The organism is Flexithrix dorotheae DSM 6795, from assembly GCF_000379765.1.
In the GTDB taxonomy this organism is placed as follows: Bacteria; Bacteroidota; Bacteroidia; order Cytophagales; family Flammeovirgaceae; genus Flexithrix; species Flexithrix dorotheae.
On the sequence record NZ_KB903434.1, the window covers coordinates 206,371 to 225,142 of the forward strand.

The window sequence follows — 18,772 nt, forward strand, 5'->3', positions numbered from 1 at the left end:
TTAAGCCTTCACCACCTCTTTATACTGAATCTTATGCAATTGTGAGTAATACCCATCTTTTTCCAGCAATTCTGAATGGGAGCCCATTTCTTTGATTTCTCCCCTGTCAAGAACTATGATTTTGTTGGCTTTTTGGATGGTGGCTAAACGGTGGGCGATTACGATTGAGGTTCTGCCTTTCATCAGCCTGTCAATCGCATTTTGAATTAACTCTTCAGTTTCACTATCCACCGAAGAAGTGGCTTCATCCAGAATGATAATTTTTGGATCGTAAACAATTGCCCTTACAAAGGAAATCAACTGCCGTTGTCCTACAGATAGTGTTGCCCCTCTTTCCATCACATTATAATCAAAACCTCCGGGCAGTTTTTCTATAAACTCCAATGCCCCTACGGTTTCAGCAGCTTTTTTCACATCTTCTGGGGAAATATCAGGATTTCCCAGTGTGATGTTATTTTGGATGGTATCGGAAAATAAAAATACATCCTGCAACACCACACCAATATGTGTTCTTAAACTTTCCAGATCGTATTCATGCACTTCCCTGCCATCAATGGAAATTTCCCCTTTATTAATTTCATAAAATCTGGTCAGCAGATTAATAATAGAAGATTTCCCGGCTCCGGTAGCACCTACAAAGGCAATGGTTTCTCCCTGTTTTACATCAAAAGAAATATCTTTCAATACATATTCCTCTTCATTATAGGCAAACCAAACTTTATCAAATTTCACATTGCCTTCAAAGCGATCCACTTTTATAGTACCCGGATTCTGAATATGGTTTTTATTATCCAGTAATTTTAGAATTCTGTCCGAACTTACAATGCCCAATTGAAGCGTATTGAACCGGTCGGCAATTTGCCTTAGTGGACGGAAGAACAAGTTAATGAACATGATAAAGGAGATCAGTACACCCAAGGTAATATCTTCAGCAATTACTCCTTTTGCACCAAACCAGACCACCAATCCAATCCCCACTGCGCCTAAAACTTCGGCTACCGGATAATAAATGGAATAGTATAATACAGTTTTTACATTGGCTCTTAAATGCTCTTTATTGATATCCTTAAATTTCTCAAACTCCCTTTCCTCACTGTTGAAAATCTGCACAATACTCATTCCCGTAATTCTTTCCTGAACAAAAGTATTTAGGTTGGAAACTGCAGTTCTCACATCACTGAAAGCATATTTGATTTTCTCTTTAAAAACATAAGTGGAAAGCACCATGAAGGGAAAAATGGACATACTCACCAAAGTAAGTCGCCAGTCAATGTAAAACATCACTCCAAGTAAAAAGACCAGTTGCAACAAATCCCCGATAATGGCAGCCAGTCCGTTGGTGAAAACCTCTGAAAGCGTTTCAATATCTGAAATTGTTCGGGTCACTAACTTTCCGATGGGTGTTTTATCAAAAAATTTCAGTCTTAAACTCAGGATATGCTGGTATAAATCAATCCGGATATCTTTGATAATGCTTTGCCCCAACCAGGCAGAAAGATAAGTATGGTAAAATTGAATAAAAGCCTGCCCCAGGGCCAGTCCAAACATTATGAGCACCATGTTAATTAAACCATCCACATCTCCCATTGAAATGTGTTCGTCAATGGTTTTCTGAATAAGCACTGGCATAATTGGCGCAATTGCAGCCAGGGTCACGGTTAGAAAAACCAAAAACCAGAACCATTTTTTATATGGTCCTACAAACACAAAAATTCTTTTTAGTACCTGAAGATCAAATACTTTACCACTAGGTTTTTCTTCGTTTTGCATAATTAAAGTTGTAAATTAAGTACCGGTACTTTTTAGTATTGAGCAACTTTACCTTTCTATCAATCAGTTGAGTTCCCTGTATGGAGCTCCACACCGGGCAGCAAATTACAAGATTGTTATTTCTTTCCAACCACTTACAACCGGGTTAGAAGCTGTAGATTTGGGAAAACTAAATTAGAGAAAAATAGGCTAAATAAATTAAATTTGTCTGGGAAAAGTTCCCAAAAAACCAATAACTATATGAACAAGAATGAGTCATTTAATGCTGCATTGAAATTATTTCATTGGAAGCAAAATTAATTACTACATGAAGTTCAATTAAATAAACACAATTAATAGATATATGTTAACCGTAGAATCAACCGAAAAAATAGATAATGTAGAATTTTCTGTTTTTAAAGAAGTCTCAAGTTTAGGCCATGAACAGGTGGTTTATTGTTACGACAAAGCCACCGGATTGAAAGCAATTGTAGGTATCCACAATACCGTTTTAGGTCCTGCCATTGGAGGCACCAGAATGTGGGCTTACAAAAATGATCAGGAAGCCCTTAATGATGTTTTACGCCTTTCCAGAGGAATGACATTTAAAAATTCCATAGCAGGAATTAATGCTGGAGGGGGAAAAGCCGTGATTATTGGGGATGGAAGGAAAGACAAAACAGAACCTCTTTTAAGAACTTTCGGTAAATTTCTTGAAAATCTAAATGGCAAATACATTACTGCGGAAGATGTGGGAATGACCGCCAAAGACATGGAATTCATTGGCATGGAAACTAAAAATGTTTCTGGAATGCCGGAATATTTAGGCGGACTGGGAGATCCTTCTCCATTTACCGCCTATGGAACTTATTTAGGTATGAAAGCCGCAGCAAAGGTAGCTTATGGTTCGGACAGTCTTGATGGGAAAAAAGTTTCCATTCAGGGGGTGGGGTCTGTTGGAGAGTTGTTGATCGAATATCTTAAAAAGGAGAATTGTAAAATTTATGCCTCAGATTTTTATGAAGATCGATTAAAAGAAGTAGCCGGGAAATATCAGATAAAAGGTGTGGGACTGGATGAAATCTATGATTTGGATGTGGATATTTATTCCCCATGTGCTTTAGGGGCTACGGTAAACGATGAAACCCTTAAAAGGTTGAAATGCAGCATTATTGCCGGCTGTGCCAATAATCAATTAGCAGATGAAAAAGCCCATGGGGATTATTGTACGGAAAATGGCATCATGTACGCTCCTGACTTCTTAATTAACTGTGGTGGGGTAATTAATGTGTATGCTGAGTTTATTAAAACAGGAACAGAATGGACTCAGGCACACACAGAAATGATTTATGAAAAAACTTTGGATGTGTTGAAAAAATCATCGGAAGAAAAAAGAAATGCCCAGGAAGTAGCTATGGAAATTGCCCTGAAAAGGATAAATGATATAGCCAAGGTAAAGGCAACTTATTGAAATGTAGGTAAATTTTCACTAGCGAGGGAATTAATTCCCTCACTAGTGAAATATGGCTTAAGTATAAGCAGAGCGACTACTTAGGCCATACCTAATAAATGAAAGTTTGCTACTTTCATCGGTCTAGTCCAGTTACAAACTGGATTTAATTTAAAGATTTAAGTTATTAAACTTAAACAAGATGAAGAGGTTTTAATATATTTTCCCAAGACCTATTTCTTCTCCTGAATAATCTTCCTCACCCTATCTAAATCCTCCTGAGTGTCTACAGGAATACTTTCAAATCGGGTAATACCTACTTTGATATTATAGCCATTTTCCAGCCATCGGTTTTGCTCCAGTCCTTCCAGTTTTTCCAATGGTGATTGCGCCAAAGAAGAAAATCTTTTAAGTGCATCCAGCGTATAGGCGTACATGCCTAGATGTTTGTAAAACGTATGGCTTTTTACCCAATCCTCTCTGGGCACATCCCGCAAATAGGGAATTACTGCCCTACTGAAATACAAGGCATTGCCATAAATATCCAGTGTTACAAAAACTTCACTTTGATTAGACAAATCCTGAGGGTCAGAAACGGGAATCACCAAAGTAGCCATTTCCGGAGTTTCGTCTTTATAGCAATTAATCAAATCCTTAATTTGGCCGATATCCAGTAAAGGTTCATCTCCCTGAATGTTTAAAATTACATCGAAATCAAGTCCATATTCAAACTTTATTTTCTGTGCAGCTTCCAGACATCTGTTCGTACCTGTAATATGAGTTTCAGCCGTCATTATGGCTTTTCCCCCAAAATCTTCCACTGCCTTTTTAATTCTTTCATCATCAGTAGCCACAAACACATCATCAAGCGCCTCAATAGCCTGCTCGTAAACCCGCTGAATCATGCTCTTCCCACAAATATCCAATAAAGGCTTTCCTTCTAACCTTGTGGAGCCATATCGTGCCGGGATTATCCCAATAAAAACTTTGTCCATATTTTCTATCTTAATATTCCGGAGGCAAAGTTAGACATCCTCAGTCGAAAAGAAATTTATTTGAGGTTTTGTTTTTTTGCCAGAAACTTCATGTAAAATGAATCTGATTTGCCAAAATATTGGTAATTAAACCATTCCGCATCAGTCACCTGAAGCAAACTTTTCCCCTCATTTACCCTTTTTCTTGATTCAGAAAAACCATGTGCGGCATGAAACATTATGGTTCCGGGAAGGTGTTTTCCAATAGCGATCAGTTGGGGAAAAGCCACCATAAAGAGCACTAGCCCCGTGGCTAATTTTTTGTATTTAAATTTCCACTGGTAAAAAAAACAGACTGCCACTACATTTATCAAGAAAATTGAAGGAACTGCAGCTCTCATGAGCAGGTCATTAAAATAGCCCAGTACATAAAATGGTAAAACTGAAAGTGTAATCAGGCTGATCTGCCAAATTAATTTATAGGGAGATTTTTGCGCATAACCATTCATTATCAAAGCCAAATAGCCAAATTCGAAAAGCAGGAATAAAAGGATTTTAATCATTGCCTGAGGAAAAGGGATATATTCCCAAATCCATCCCTGATCTTCAACAGGGTAGTGGGCGATAAAAAATGTTCCAACCAAAAAGACAAGTATTCCACCGCCAGCCAGATTCTGGAAGGAAAGAAATTTCCTGAAACCTTTCCAAATAAATACCATTAAAAATGGCAAAAGTCCAATGGCATTAAAAACTGACCAGATGGGTAAGAAGGCGGCAATAAACCCTATATTTCGAATATTTTTCCGAAAAATAACCTGATCTGTTACCAGTGATGTACAAATCCATGCCCCAAACAAATGCTGTGGAGCCCAGGAAACCGCATAAAAATTGGTTGGATAACGCAGAATGGTATTATGAAAAACACAGACCGTATTCACTTCAGCTATATAAATTTCCCAAATACCAGGTTTATCAGTAAAAATATGGTTCAAACCTAATTTCAGGGTAGCATAAATAAAATCCTGCCCGCCAAGAAACAACAACATTAAAACAGCCCAGCCAATGTGTTTTGCATTGGCTAATTTTAAAACCCAGCAAAAAGAAAGATAAAGGCCCAGGATACTCCACACCAAAATCAGATCATCAATCCAGTGAATATTAAAAGTTTTTGCCAGAAAAGCAGGGGGAAGAAAATAACCAAAATAGTAATTCAGAAAGGCTTTTTTTTCCAAAATCAGATCGGAAATATATAAAACCGGCCAATCCTGATTGACCAGATCATAAAGCATACTGTAATGCTTTTCAGCATCCCCCTGAAAAGTAAATCCTCCTATTCCAGAGAAAAGACAAATTCCTGTGGAAATCAATAATAATTTAATTGACCGAGCAGGTGGTAGGGTGAAAGTATCCCGATTAGAAAATTTTGTTAATTCCTTAAAAAAAAGGAAGGTGGAATATCCGATAATTCCCAAAGCCGGGAGTGAAATGGCTAATCGGAACCAGCCAAAAATAAAAATCAGGCTGGGTAAAGCCAGGTATAGAAAAGAATATAAATATAACCTGTAAGAACTGGTTAAAAATGGAGGCATTAAAAAATTTTGATTCTCAACCTTTCTGATGAAAAAAAATCCAAATAAGGGTGCTAAAACAACCCTGGGTATTTATTAATTCTTTAAGATTTGCCAAATTACAAAAATCTCTGTATTTGAATAGGAAATTTTTCTTAATTTTGGGCCATTGTGGAAAATCCACAGAAAAATAATAATCATCTGAAAATCAAATTAATATGCCAGGAACTGAAGTTTTTGGAGCTGAAGAGCGCAAAGAGGTAATGGACGTGCTGGAAACCGGTGCGTTTTTTAGGTTTAATCACGATGAATTGAGACAGGGAATGTGGAAAGCCAGGGAACTGGAGGATGAAGTCAAAAAATTCACAGGAGCAAAGTATGCTCATGCTGTTTCCAGTGGGTCTACTGCTGTTTCCTGTGTGATGGCAGCAGCCGGAATAGGAAATGGAGATGAAGTGATTGTTCCGCCATTTACCTACCTGGCTACAGTAGAAGCTGTTCTTTTTGCCGGAGGTTTACCTGTTTTCGCAGAAATTGATGAAAACTTATGCTTAAGTGCAGAAGGAATAAAAAAGGCGATTACTCCTAAAACAAAGGCTGTAATGCTGGTTCACATGTGTGGTGCTGCAGCTGATATGGATGCGATCCAGGCGGTGTGTAAAGAACACAACCTGGTACTTATGGAAGATGCCGGACAGGCGCTTGGGGCCTCTTATAAAGGAACCGATGTAGGCCTATTTGGGGTAGCTGGGGCGTATTCTTGTGACTTTTTCAAAATTACAACTTGCGGTGAAGGTGGATTATTTGTGACCAATAGTGAAGAAGCCTATAAAATAGCGGATAGTTTTTCCGACCATGGACATGATCATATCGGTTCGAACAGGGGAATGGAAAATCACCCGATTTTGGGATTCAATTACAGAATAAGTGAATTACATGCTGCAGTAGGATTGGCTCAAATGCGAAAAGTGGATTTTATCAGAAGCCAAAACCGAAAAAATAAAATTTATTTAAAAGAAAGATTATCTGAAATAAAGGAGATTACCTTTAGGCCAATGCCCGATCCGGCTGGAGATTCAGGAACTTTCTTAAATTACTTCCTTCCTGATATTGCTACCACTAAAAAAGTAGTAGAACAATTCGCCAAAGATGGAGTAGGAGGACACAATTACTGGTATGTAAATATGTACCATTTCATCAATCAGTGGGACCACCTAAAATCGCTGAAATCGGCTGCCCCTCTGGCAATACATCATTTTGGTGCTCCACAGGATTATAACAACCTGGATTTACCAAAAACTCAGGACGTAGTAGGAAGATTACTATCTTTGGGAATCAGATGTACATGGACCCAGGAAGAATTAGAAAAACTGGCTGACAGCATTATCGCTTCGATCAAAAAAGTACTTTAGTCCAATTTAATAATTAGAGTTCCGAGTTACTTTTTATAAGTAAATTCCTTTTGCTCAGGAAGATGCGTTTTTGAGGCACTTTGGAATTTCACACAAAGAAAAAAACGGAACACTTACTGAAGTATTTAGCAAAAAGAAGACATAGAAAACGAAAAGTTATTTTTTGATCTTTTTAGCATTTGATAAAGCAAAAAGGAATAGAATTATTAAGAACAGATAAATTAAAATGCACAAAATTCTAAAGAATGTTGATAAGGTAGTTTTTGGGAGAGGCTCCTTCAGTCAACTGGATGAAATCATTGAGGAAAAAAGAGCTGACCATGATCATTTTATGGTTTTCCTTGTGGATAAATTTTTTGAAGGAAAGCCTTTGGCTGACAAAGTTCCGGTAAGGCCGGAAGATGTGCTGATTTTTGTTGATGTAGATGACCACGAACCAACTACCCAACAAGTTGATGAAATAAGGGATAATGTAAAAAAAGAAAAAGGTATTCCAAGTGGATTAATAGGAATTGGTGGTGGAAGCGTAATGGATATTGCCAAAGCAGCCTCTTTGATGTTTACCAATGAGGGTTCTTCTTCCTTGTATCAGGGATTAAACCTTATTAAAAACCCGGGAATTTACCATGTTGGAGTACCTACCATTTCTGGAACAGGAGCGGAAGTTTCAACTACAGCTGTAGTAACCGGACCAGAAAAAAAGCTGGGTTTAAAATGTGAGTGGACTCCTTTTAACCAGATCATTTTAGATTCTGAATTAATCTCTGATGTACCTAAAAACCAGTGGTTTTATACCGGAATGGATACCTACATTCACTGCATAGAATCTGAAACCGGGATGTATAAAAACACTTTTAGTACTGCTTATGGAGATGCATCCTTAGCCCTTTGCCGTGATGTATTTAAGGGAGAAAATTGCGGACAAACACCGGAAAATGATGATAAACTGATGGTGGCTTCCATGATGGGCGGATTAAGTCTTACTTATTCTGAAGTAGGGGTTTGTCATGCACTTTCTTATGGTCTGTCTTTTGTTTTTGGTTATAGACATGGTATCGCAAACTGCCTGGCTTTTAATCACTTAGAAGATTATTACGGTGAAGCCGTACAGGAATTTAAAGGAATGGTAGCTCAGCATAAAATCGAATTACCAAAAAATCTTGCCGATTCCTGGACTGAGGAGCAGATTACACAAATGGCTGAAGTGGCTTATAATTTAGACCACATGTGGAAACATGCCCTTGGATTGGACTGGAAGGAAAAACTGACTTTAGATACTATCAAGGATCTTTACAGAAGGTTGTAGAAGGTTCAAATTCTAAAAAAAACCACATTGAAAATTTTTTCTCAGTGTGGTTTTTCTTTTTTTAAACTATCATTTATTAGAAATCTTCACCCTTATCCAAAATTTCCCAGGTGTGATCAGACATTAATTTCACGGTAGCCAGATATCCCTGAAACTTGAAACTTCTTCCCCACTCTTTTGGACCAATTAAGGATAATACATCCGTTTCTTCATCTTTTTGATAAAAATAGTAAACATTACCCACCAAAGGTTCAAATGGAATTTCAGCCAAATATATCCTTTCTGAAATTGCTACTCTTTTTTTAATATCTTCTGCCTGTCTGGCCAATAATTGGATTTGCTCATAAATTTGGGACATTTGTTTCTGAGTTTGTTCCTGCATGGTAGCCATAGCTCTCCCCTTTATTTTCCCCTTATCGGTGGCTTTTACCACCGCACTTCCTACCGTATGGGCGTATGGTAATACACCTGGAGTTTCTGTGGTTTTTTCTCTCTCCTTTTCCAAATCGATTTTGGAAACATCTATTTCATTTTTTTTCGATTCTTTTCCCATAATCTCAGTAAAAATTCTACGCTTTTAAAAATTGGAGCTGATGATCAATCTGTTAGTGCTCTGAATAATTTAATATTTATTGCAGACTTCCAGCTTATTAACATTACCTAAAATTAAGCACTCAAAAAATAATTAAACCTCAATTTGTCCAATAAGTTTAGCCTTGCGCAAAAAAAAGAACTCACCCTGAAACAGAGTGAGTTCTTAGCTTTAACAATTAAACCAAATAATCCTTAAAATATCCTACTAAAATTTATATGAGGATTAGTCATATGAATTTTATATGAAACAAAGATATTCGGTTTAAATAGTCAATGCAGTTTCTTTCGATAAGCATCAGATAATATTAGATAAACCCGGTAATTCTATAGATTTTATAAATTTCTACTCAGGTGAATTACCTGTTTTTATAGATAAAGCTTAAATACCTGTGTTTTTTATTTTGAGCAACTTTACCTTAATATCCATTCTTTCTGGCAAATTAAAGAACCATTATTGCTGTCCAACAACCATTTATATATTTCCTATTTTTTGATTTTCTTTTTGGGGTATTGGGTGTAAATCCTAGACATCACCTTTGGAATATTCTTGGCTCTTTTGGCCATATTCTCTTCAATCACACCTGAAGTCACTCCCTGGAATATTAACTTCCGTTTTTCCGTTTCGAACACATCCAACACAAGAGTTCCCATGATATATTCCTTCTCTGTATACTGAGTGCTGGAATGGCCACCACCCCATCCCCAGGAACTATATCCATAAGTACTAACTCCCACTCCTACCCCAACACCAACATAACCACCCCAAACTCCTCCTCCCCAATATCCTCCGTATGGACCATTTGGTCCGTAATAATCGGTATATTTTGTGGTCGATTTCTTAGGTTCAAACACCACGAATAATGAAACTGTCAGGTCCGCATCCTTATCCTCCAGATACTTGTAGCCTCTGGCTTCCATTTCCTCTTTTACTGCAGCTCTCAATCGTTCTTTATCCACTCTGGCCAGCATCTTATAAACATCCTTATCCCATGGATAAAAAACAAAGGTTTTGAATTGGTCAAAATCTACATCCTCTTCATGGTTGGTAACAATTTTCGCAGAAGATGTACAGCCCATAAAGGCAATGGCAATTAATAGTATCAGTAAATTGTATTTCATTCTTATTTAAGTTCGTATGAGGGCTAAAGATAATTCTTAAAAGGAAGAAGCCAATAATAAATGGGTATTATTAAAATCATATATAAATATGAAAGGTTGCCTGAAAATTTTCAGGTAGTTAAATACTAATTTTATTTATAGTTTTGTCGGCAGTTATATTCATTTTAAACCTGAATGATATGTTTGGCATTTTTGAAAATCTGTTTGGAAAGAAATTATACAATACCCTTTCGTCTGAAGAATTTGAAGCTGCAGTGAAAGTCAACAAGGGAATTGTGATTCTGGATGTACGAAGCAAATCAGAGTTCGACCGGGATAAAATTCCGAATGCTTTAAATATTGATATAATGAATCCGAATTTCAAGAACAGAGTTGCTAATTTGGATGATAAAAAGACTTTTTACGTATACTGCCAAAGAGGAGGAAGAAGTGCCCGGGCTTGTAGAATATTAACCAAACTAGGGTTTGAAAATGTAAATAACCTAAAAGGAGGTTTGGCTAACTATTCTGGTAAAATAATTTAAATCTTGTGCCTAATCTGTTTGTGATATGGGAAATGCTGAACTGGAAAAAAACACGCAACTTAATGTTCAATTTGCAAAACGTGGAGGATTGGTTCCAGTAATCGTCCAGGATGTGGACTCCATGGAGATTTTAATGCTGGGATATGCCAATGAAAAAGCGTTTGAGGAAACCTTAAAAACCAACAAGGCTACCTTTTGGAGCACCTCCCGCAAAGAAATCTGGACCAAAGGCAAAACTTCAGGTGACTTTCTGGAAGTTCAGGAAATACTAATTGACTGTGATCAGGATGCCCTTATTTATAAGGTAAAAAAGATTGGTCTGGGAGCTTGCCATACAAAAAATAGCAATGGAGAAACCAGGCCTTCCTGCTTTTACCGAAAATTAGATGAAAATAAGGAATTATCCTTTTTAAAAGGACAAGAGTAATTATTCATTAGAAAAAACAATTTCGTGAAACTCCTTTCTTAGCTTTTGAAAAACATCTTTATTATTATAGTTCTCTCTCATCATTTTTAAGGCTTCCACAATCAGGGGTTGATTGGAGATTTCACTCACTTTTCTTTGAACCAGGCTTTCCGTTGGGAGTTGATTTGCCAATAGGGTTTCTATATTTTCAAGGTTATTTGTGAGGTACATTAATTCCAACTTAGCTTCCTTGTTCACATCAATTTCAAATAATTGATTGAGGTTTTCAAACACCGATCTATAGCGATTTTTATTCCTTTGGAAAAAGGCATCCCCCAGGTCAAGTAACAAATCTGTTACAAGGCCTTCCTGAAGGTTTACCTGGATAGATTTACATTTTACAGAAGAGACTGGAATGGCAAGTTTGTTTGCCAAATGCTGATCATTAAGAATATAGATGAGGTGTTTTTTCTCAAGAGCATTTATAAATCCTTCTGACAGTGGAAAATCCATTGGGATAAAAATTATATCACAATCAATTTGAGATTTTCCCACATCAATTTCATCCCATGAAATAAAAAAGTTTAATCCTTTAATAGAAATTTTATTAGTAAAAGAGGTTACTGGAGAAAGATTTTGAATAAAATCAACTTTTAAATTGGTATGTACTATAAATAGATTTTTGTTCATCACAAATTGGCAAATCAAACACTAAAATTTCGGAATACTAGTGCCACAACCCTAAAAAAAGCCTTGGTAGCTTGAGCTTGAAAATCAGTATGTTAACCTAACCCAAATACCTCACCAATTTCGATCCAGCTACACTAGTCCGCTATATTATGTCGACAAAATCCTTCCATAGTAATTACCCAAAGGTGATTTGATATGGAGAGTATAAAACCTGAAAAGTGAGCACAAATTTATAATAAAAAACTCTCCATCTCCTAAGAATGAAAAAGGGTTTGCATAAATAAATTTACAAACCCTCTTATTTTTTAGACGTTCTCCAATTCTTCTACAAATTTTTTCAACCACATTTTTTCCTCAATCGTGGCAGAAATATTTTTTTTGAGACGGTAGTTGTAACTTCTTTTGATAGAGAATCTTAAATTTCTACTAATCACAGTATTCATTTCAGCATACCCGGGCAGCTTATTAAAATCCAGGCTCAATTCCCCGTTTTTAAGTGCATTATAAATGATATACCATCGGTCCAGCCTTTCAATTTTCAATTTGCTGTTCTCAAACCCTCTTTTTAATTCTTCCTCCTCCAGTTGACACAGCCCTAGCACCATTCGTCTGCTCAACAATACTTCTCTGAAGTTTTCAAGGTTTTTGTAGGAATCGGCTAAATCTAACTTCCCATTGATAGTAGGCAGGAGGTATTTTGGCACTCTTCCCTTCTCTTTCATCTCTCTAATGAACCAGCTTGCAGTGCTGGAAATATCTTCCTCAAAGCTTTCATAATTATAGCTTTGCCTATGTGCCTGATACAAATCATTAAATGTCTTATTGTTAAATTTTGGTGAGTTCTCAATTTCATTGAGTACCATTTGGTTAAGTTCAGACACTATAAGACTAAACCTTTCAAACCCGGACTTTGTATCGAAAACATCACTTTTAAACATAGGAATGACACTTCTCATATGCTTTCTGGTAAGATTGGCCAGATATGAAGATTGCAACCCGGAGAGTGTAATTATTTGAAGAAGATTAGGTAGTCGGGCTACTTCTTTAAGAAAATGATATCCCTGATTCCGCTCAAACTTCTCGTTGGAATAAAACCTGTAATCACAAACTACAACTGTTATTCTGTTCAGCTCATCTTTTTTAAGGATTTCTAAAGCCTCCTCTGTGTTTGCTGCATGGATGACTTTTAACTGGCTCTTTGCCAGCTTTTCTTTTACTATAAAAGCAAGGTCTACATTGTTATCAATATACAACACTTCCCCATAGTTATTCTTTTTATGGCTTTCGGTAGCCACAAACTCCTGATGGGGCAGTAAATATTCAATATCTTTCTTTAGTGCTGGTAGTTTTTTTAGAATCAAATCCGCCTCGAATTTCGGAAAATTATCGAAAGAAGAAAGGAAATGATTTTTTAAACTTAATATTTCAGTTTCGTGATCAAGGAAAAGAGAAATAATTTTGTTAAACAATGAATCTACTTCTTTCAATTCAATATACTGACCTCTCTTAATCCTTAGCATATTGGCAAACTCGCAATATACCTCATCTAAAAATCCATTAGAATGATATAAACATTCACATAAATCTTCATAAAGTGCATTATCCAGATCTTTTTCAAAATGAAGAAGAATTTCCGAGGAAGACATGGACTCGAATTTCATAAGCGGGAGAAAAGTAACAGCAGGATCTTTTAAAAACCTGGTGTTCCCATTTTTTTTCTCTGTCAGGTTAGCGAAATCAAAATCCTCATAAGGAAGATTAGACACTACAATTATTGGGCATTTTAATTGATGAGTGACTCTGAGATCTTTAATTAGATCAAACCCAAAGAGGTCTGAATAGAACTTGTTCCCCCATTTTAATTCTGCAGTGACGATAATACCCGTTGCTTTTTCGTCAGCGAACAGGGAATCTTTTGCAGATTCAAAAGCCTCAATACTATCAATAATTTCTAGGTTATTAGTCATTTGCAACAACGGACCCGACTTGTTGCATAAAAAAATCAGTTTATCGGACATGATGGTATTCTGGTTTAATTGTGTATTATGTTAGTAGAAATTGCTAATAGTTCTATAAATATAGCATAAGATATTACATTGTCAAATCCATATTTACCTAAAAAAAATAATCAAAAATATTACTATTCTAATATAGACATATTCTAATTCTAATATTTTATCTGTTTTTTTGAATATTTTTAAGTTTTTTTAGTTGAAAAAAAAATCTCCAGTTTTAAAAAAATACTTGTTTTTGGGTACAAATTAGTTTTTACAATACTTCTAACGGGATTTGAATTGATTTTGGTGTAAAAAACACAAAAAACTTACATCGTATTTTCGTAAACGCCTGAAACCCAATTAGATTTTTTTCTCCATTCCATGTGATTTTAATGATGAAAGCTTTTCTGCTCATTATTATCAAAGAATTGAATTTGATAGAAAAAATATTATGCATGCATAATATTTTTTCCTATTTTTGTTAAAAACCTCATCATACTGGCTAAATATGACACAATTCCCTGACAAGCAAAAAAGGTCCATTGATTTTAGTATAAAAGCAGCATGGCTGGCCATATCTAAAATGTATAACTATATAGGATCTGAATTTGACATTACCCATTCTTCCGGTTTTGTACTCCTTAATATTGACAGAGAATATGGTACTCCTGCTACTAAAATTGCCCCTCTGTTGGGTATGGAAGCCAGAAGCTTAACCAGGATGTTAAAATCTATGGAGGAAAAGGGACTTATCTGTAGAAAGGCAGATATGCAAGACAAGAGAAAGGTCATTATTTTTCTCACCGAAGAAGGAAAAGTAAAAAGAGAACTAGCCAGACAATCTGTTAAATATTTTCACAATAAAATTCAGGAGGAAGTTGGAGAAGAAGAACTGGAAATTTTTTTCCGTGTGATTGAAAATGTTCATTTTGTTATAGAGCATTTGGATGAGAAGGATGCAGAGGAAAAAATATTTGGTGAAGCTCAAAAAAAACTGGGCAAACCAATTATAAAAAACAGAAATGAGGTAACTTAATATTTAATTTACGCAAACTCAAACAATTTCTATTTGGATATCAAATCCAATTACCAAAATAAAACTTAATCAATAAAACTGGTTGATATGAAAAACAGATCAATTAAAAAGGTAGCTGTCCTCGGATCAGGTGTAATGGGATCCCGAATCGCCTGCCACTTTGCCAATATCGGTGTGCAGGTACTCCTGCTGGATATTGTTCCTAAAGAACTTAATGCCAAAGAACAAGCTAAAGGACTTTCACTGGAATCTCCTCTTGTAAGAAATAGAATAGTAAATGATGCCTTGCAATTTGCATTAAAATCAAAACCATCTCCTGTGTTTGATAAATCTGTGGCTTCGAAGATTTCCACTGGAAATTTTGAAGACGACATGAGCAAAATAGGCGAATGTGATTGGATTATAGAGGTGGTAGTGGAGAAATTGGAAATTAAAAAAATTGTTTTTGAACAAGTTGAAAAATATCGAAAGCCTGGTACTTTAATTACTTCAAACACCTCAGGAATTCCAATGTTCCTCATGTGTGAAGGAAGAAGTGAAGACTTTAAAAAGCATTTTTGTGGAACCCACTTTTTTAACCCACCAAGATATCTAAGGTTATTGGAAATAATTCCCGGACCTGAAACTGATCCACAAATTATTGATTTCCTTATGCATTATGGAGATCTTTTCCTGGGTAAAGAAACAGTTTACTGTAAGGATACTCCAGCATTTATTGCCAATAGAATTGGGGTATATGCGATTATGTCGGCTATGCATACCATTGAAGAAATGGGGCTAACTGTTGGGGAGGTAGATAAAATTACCGGGCCTGTAATTGGAAGAGCAAAATCAGCTACTTTTAGAACTACAGATGTGGTGGGGTTAGACACCATGGTAAATGTTTCTAATAACCTGTATGGAATACTTAAACACGATGAATCAAGAGAAAAATTCCAATTACCAAAAATTGTAAAGGAATTATACGATCGAAAATGGCTTGGAGATAAAACCGGTCAGGGTTACTTCAAGAAAACCCAAAATGAAAAAGGTGAGAAGGAAATTCTTGAGTTAGACTTAAAGACTTTTGAATACGTGCCAAGAACTAAAGCTAATTTTGCCTCCCTGGCACAAGTAAAAGAGATTGAAGATGTAAAAGAAAGGATCAAAGTTTTGGTGAATGCCAATGATAAGGCAGGAGAATTCCTGAGGAAATCCTTTTACGATACATTCAAATACTGTTCTTTCAGAATTCCTGAGATAGCCGATGAATTATATAAAATTGATCAGGCAGTCTCAGCAGGATTTGCCTGGGAAACTGGTCCATTCGAAACCTGGGATATTCTTGGATTAAAAGAAACTACTCTTAAAATGGAAGAGGCAGGTTTCAAACCTGCACAATGGATTTATGATTTGCTTGAAAGTGGTGCTGATTCTTTCTATAAAATGGAGAATGGAGTCAAAAAATACTACGATATTGAAAGCAAATCTTATAAAGTAATTCCTGGTTCAGAAGGATTAATTTATCTGGATACCTTAAGAAAAACCAACAAGGTTTGGGGAAATGCGGGGACCACTCTTTTCGATCTGGGAGATGGCATTTTAGGATTGGAGTTTCATTCAAAAATGAATTCCATTGGTACTGAAACTATTGAAGGTTTACATACCGCAATTACCAAAGCAGAAGAAGAATTTAAAGGATTAGTGATTGGGAATGAGGGACAACAATTTTCAGCAGGCGCTAATTTAGCCATGTTGTTCATGTTTGCCTGTGACCAGGAATGGGATGAAATCAATATGATGATTGCCCAATTCCAGAAAACCATGATGAGAGCAAGGTTTTCATCCGTTCCGGTAATTTCAGCTCCTTCCGGATTGGCATTGGGTGGAGGATGTGAACTTTCCATGCACTGTGATGCTATTCAGGGACATGTAGAAACTTATATGGGACTTGTAGAAGTTGGTGTTGGATTGATACCGGGAGGAGGCGGAACCAAAGAAATGACCCTGAGAGCTTCAGATTCTTTTGTAACCGGTGATCCTGAATTCAACAGGCTACAGGAACATTTTATGACCATTGCCACTGCAAAAGTAGCTACATCAGCCAGAGAAGCCCAAAACTTAGGTTTCTTTAAAGCTTCCGATGGATTTACTTTAAACAGATCAAGATTATTGGCTGATGCCAAAGCAAAAGCGCTTGAACTGGCAAATGCAGGTTATTCTCAGCCGGTGGAGAGGAAAGACATAAAAGTTCAGGGAAAAGCGGGGATGGCCATGTTTGAAGCGGGAATAGCGGCTATGTTGTACGGAAATTATGCTTCCGAGCACGATGCCAAAATTGCCAAAAAAGTAAGTTATGTGATGAATGGAGGTGATCTTTCCCAGCCAACTTTGGTTTCGGAGCAATATCTCTTAGACCTTGAAAGGGAAGCTTTCCTAAGTTTATGTGGTGAACCTAAAACTTTAGAAAGAATTCAGAGCATACTCTTTAAAGGAAAACCATTAAGGAACTAAGTACCAGTACTATTTTATTTTGAGATAAATCATCTTATTATAAAATAGTTGTGGGACAAATGGATATATTATTTTGTCCAACTACTTAAAACTTGTTCTTTAAAGAAACTTTAAAAAATTATTAATCATTAAATATTCCAGGACTTTTTGATTTCTCAAAATCTGGATTTTTAAATAAAAATATTAAAACTATGGAAGCATATATAGTTGCAGGATATAGATCAGCCGTGGGGAAATCCAAAAAAGGGGGTTTCAGATTTACCAGACCAGATGATCTGGCAGCAGATGTAATCAAACACCTTGTAGCCTCAGTCCCAAATTTTGATGCCAAAAGAGTTGATGATTTAGTAGTGGGTTGTGCAATTCCCGAAGCGGAACAAGGCATGCAAATGGGAAGAATGATTTCTTTATTGGCTTTACCAATGGAAGTTCCGGGCTTTATTGTGAACCGGTATTGTGGTTCCGGAGTAGAAGCTATAGCAATTGCCTCAGCTAAAATCAAAGCAGGAATGGCCGATTGTATTATTGCCGGAGGAGCCGAATCTATGTCAATGGTGCCTATGCTCGGGTATAAAACTGCATTGAATTATAAAATTGCAGAGCAAAACCCTGAATATTATTTAAGTATGGGACTGACAGCTGAAGAAGTAGCGAAAGATTTTGATATTACCAGAGAGCAGGCTGACGAATTTTCCTATAATTCACACCAAAAAGCAATTAATGCAATTAAGGAAGGGAAATTTAAAGATGAGATTGTACCCATAAATGTGGAGGAAACTTATGTAGATGCAAACGGTCAGAAGAAATCGAGAAGTTTTGTAGTAGATACCGATGAAGGCCCAAGGGCTGATACCAGTATCGATGTATTAGGGAACCTGAGACCAGCTTTTAAAATGGGTGGTCAGGTAACTGCAGGTAACTCTTCTCAAACTTCTGATGGTGCAGCCTTTGTGATGGTAATGTCTGAAAAAATGGTGAAAGAGCTTAATCTTGAGCCTATTGCCAGAATGGTTACTTATCAGGTGGCTGGAGTTAACCCCAGAGTAATGGGAATTGGGCCTGTGGAAGCCGTGCCTAAAGCTTTGAAATATGCCGGTTTAAAACTTTCAGATATTGAGCAGGTAGAACTAAATGAAGCCTTTGCGGCCCAGTCTCTGGCTGTAATCAAAGAATTAGGGGTTGATCCGGATATCGTAAATGTGAATGGCGGAGCAGTAGCCTTAGGTCATCCACTAGGCTGTACTGGTGCCAAATTATCTGTTCAGCTATTTAATGAAATGCGGAGAAGAAAGCAAAAATATGGAATGGTAACGGCTTGTGTAGGTGGAGGCCAGGGTGTAGCAGGTATTTACGAGCTCTTATCTTAAATAGAAATTAGTTTGGAACTTTGTAAGTTGTTTGCAAAAAACTTTTAAATACTTACAACTGATCCTCATTTATAAGTCATAGCGGTT

At 36.5% G+C, this 18,772-nt stretch carries 15 protein-coding genes; 8 read left to right on the forward strand and 7 right to left on the reverse strand.

The features are described 5' to 3' along the window. Window positions 1–1,770: an ABC transporter ATP-binding protein gene (locus A3EM_RS0109480; RefSeq protein WP_020527962.1), complete on the reverse strand. Its 1,770-nt coding sequence runs from the start codon at window positions 1,768–1,770 to the stop codon at window positions 1–3. A gap of 343 nt (window positions 1,771–2,113) precedes the next feature. Between A3EM_RS0109480 and A3EM_RS0109490 the strand changes: the two genes are divergently transcribed. Then, window positions 2,114–3,220, forward strand: coding sequence for a Glu/Leu/Phe/Val family dehydrogenase (locus tag A3EM_RS0109490; protein WP_020527964.1), 1,107 nt, complete (start codon window positions 2,114–2,116; stop codon window positions 3,218–3,220). 212 nt (window positions 3,221–3,432) lie between these two features. Here A3EM_RS0109490 and kdsB read toward each other — a convergent pair whose 3' ends face one another. After that, window positions 3,433–4,194, reverse strand: coding sequence for a 3-deoxy-manno-octulosonate cytidylyltransferase (gene kdsB / locus A3EM_RS0109495; RefSeq protein WP_020527965.1), 762 nt, complete (start codon window positions 4,192–4,194; stop codon window positions 3,433–3,435). Window positions 4,195–4,250: 56 nt separating this feature from the next. Beyond that, the gene (locus tag A3EM_RS0109500) at window positions 4,251–5,762 is read right to left on the reverse strand and encodes a hypothetical protein (protein WP_020527966.1); all 1,512 of its coding nucleotides are present in this window, start codon (window positions 5,760–5,762) and stop codon (window positions 4,251–4,253) included. Between the two features lie 197 nt (window positions 5,763–5,959). Between A3EM_RS0109500 and A3EM_RS0109510 the strand changes: the two genes are divergently transcribed. Together A3EM_RS0109510 and A3EM_RS0109515 are read left to right on the forward strand one after the other, a co-directional pair. Further along, window positions 5,960–7,153 (forward strand): DegT/DnrJ/EryC1/StrS family aminotransferase, encoded by a 1,194-nt coding sequence (locus tag A3EM_RS0109510; RefSeq protein ID WP_020527968.1) that lies wholly within the window; start codon window positions 5,960–5,962, stop codon window positions 7,151–7,153. Between the two features lie 226 nt (window positions 7,154–7,379). Beyond that, entirely contained in the window at window positions 7,380–8,459 is a 1,080-nt protein-coding gene (locus A3EM_RS0109515) for an iron-containing alcohol dehydrogenase family protein (protein ID WP_020527969.1), read from the forward strand. 76 nt (window positions 8,460–8,535) lie between these two features. Here the strand turns inward: A3EM_RS0109515 and A3EM_RS0109520 are convergent, their stop codons facing one another. Both A3EM_RS0109520 and A3EM_RS0109525 read right to left on the reverse strand, forming a co-directional pair. Continuing rightward, window positions 8,536–9,012, reverse strand: coding sequence for a DUF2452 domain-containing protein (locus tag A3EM_RS0109520; RefSeq protein WP_020527970.1), 477 nt, complete (start codon window positions 9,010–9,012; stop codon window positions 8,536–8,538). Between the two features lie 524 nt (window positions 9,013–9,536). Then, window positions 9,537–10,172, reverse strand: coding sequence for a DUF4136 domain-containing protein (locus tag A3EM_RS0109525; RefSeq protein WP_020527971.1), 636 nt, complete (start codon window positions 10,170–10,172; stop codon window positions 9,537–9,539). Window positions 10,173–10,351: 179 nt separating this feature from the next. Between A3EM_RS0109525 and A3EM_RS0109530 the strand changes: the two genes are divergently transcribed. Continuing rightward, window positions 10,352–10,696: a rhodanese-like domain-containing protein gene (locus A3EM_RS0109530; RefSeq protein ID WP_020527972.1), complete on the forward strand. Its 345-nt coding sequence runs from the start codon at window positions 10,352–10,354 to the stop codon at window positions 10,694–10,696. A gap of 25 nt (window positions 10,697–10,721) precedes the next feature. Beyond that, window positions 10,722–11,123: a phosphoribosyl-AMP cyclohydrolase gene (hisI, locus tag A3EM_RS0109535; RefSeq protein ID WP_020527973.1), complete on the forward strand. Its 402-nt coding sequence runs from the start codon at window positions 10,722–10,724 to the stop codon at window positions 11,121–11,123. Here the strand turns inward: hisI and A3EM_RS0109540 are convergent, their stop codons facing one another. Further along, window positions 11,124–11,792 carry a hypothetical protein gene (locus tag A3EM_RS0109540; RefSeq protein ID WP_020527974.1) on the reverse strand — a complete coding sequence of 223 codons (669 nt, stop codon included), beginning with the start codon at window positions 11,790–11,792 and terminating at the stop codon, window positions 11,124–11,126. A gap of 305 nt (window positions 11,793–12,097) precedes the next feature. Further along, window positions 12,098–13,759 (reverse strand): response regulator, encoded by a 1,662-nt coding sequence (locus A3EM_RS0109545; RefSeq protein ID WP_020527975.1) that lies wholly within the window; start codon window positions 13,757–13,759, stop codon window positions 12,098–12,100. A 538-nt stretch (window positions 13,760–14,297) separates the two neighbouring features. Here A3EM_RS0109545 and A3EM_RS0109555 point away from each other — a divergent pair. The 3 genes from A3EM_RS0109555 (at window position 14,298) to A3EM_RS0109565 (ending at window position 18,685) form a co-directional block, all read left to right on the forward strand. Continuing rightward, the gene (locus tag A3EM_RS0109555) at window positions 14,298–14,825 is read left to right on the forward strand and encodes a MarR family winged helix-turn-helix transcriptional regulator (protein ID WP_020527977.1); all 528 of its coding nucleotides are present in this window, start codon (window positions 14,298–14,300) and stop codon (window positions 14,823–14,825) included. An 87-nt stretch (window positions 14,826–14,912) separates the two neighbouring features. Continuing rightward, window positions 14,913–17,318, forward strand: coding sequence for a 3-hydroxyacyl-CoA dehydrogenase/enoyl-CoA hydratase family protein (locus tag A3EM_RS0109560; protein WP_020527978.1), 2,406 nt, complete (start codon window positions 14,913–14,915; stop codon window positions 17,316–17,318). A gap of 191 nt (window positions 17,319–17,509) precedes the next feature. Beyond that, window positions 17,510–18,685: an acetyl-CoA C-acyltransferase gene (locus tag A3EM_RS0109565; RefSeq protein ID WP_020527979.1), complete on the forward strand. Its 1,176-nt coding sequence runs from the start codon at window positions 17,510–17,512 to the stop codon at window positions 18,683–18,685. Window positions 18,686–18,772 lie beyond the last annotated feature (87 nt).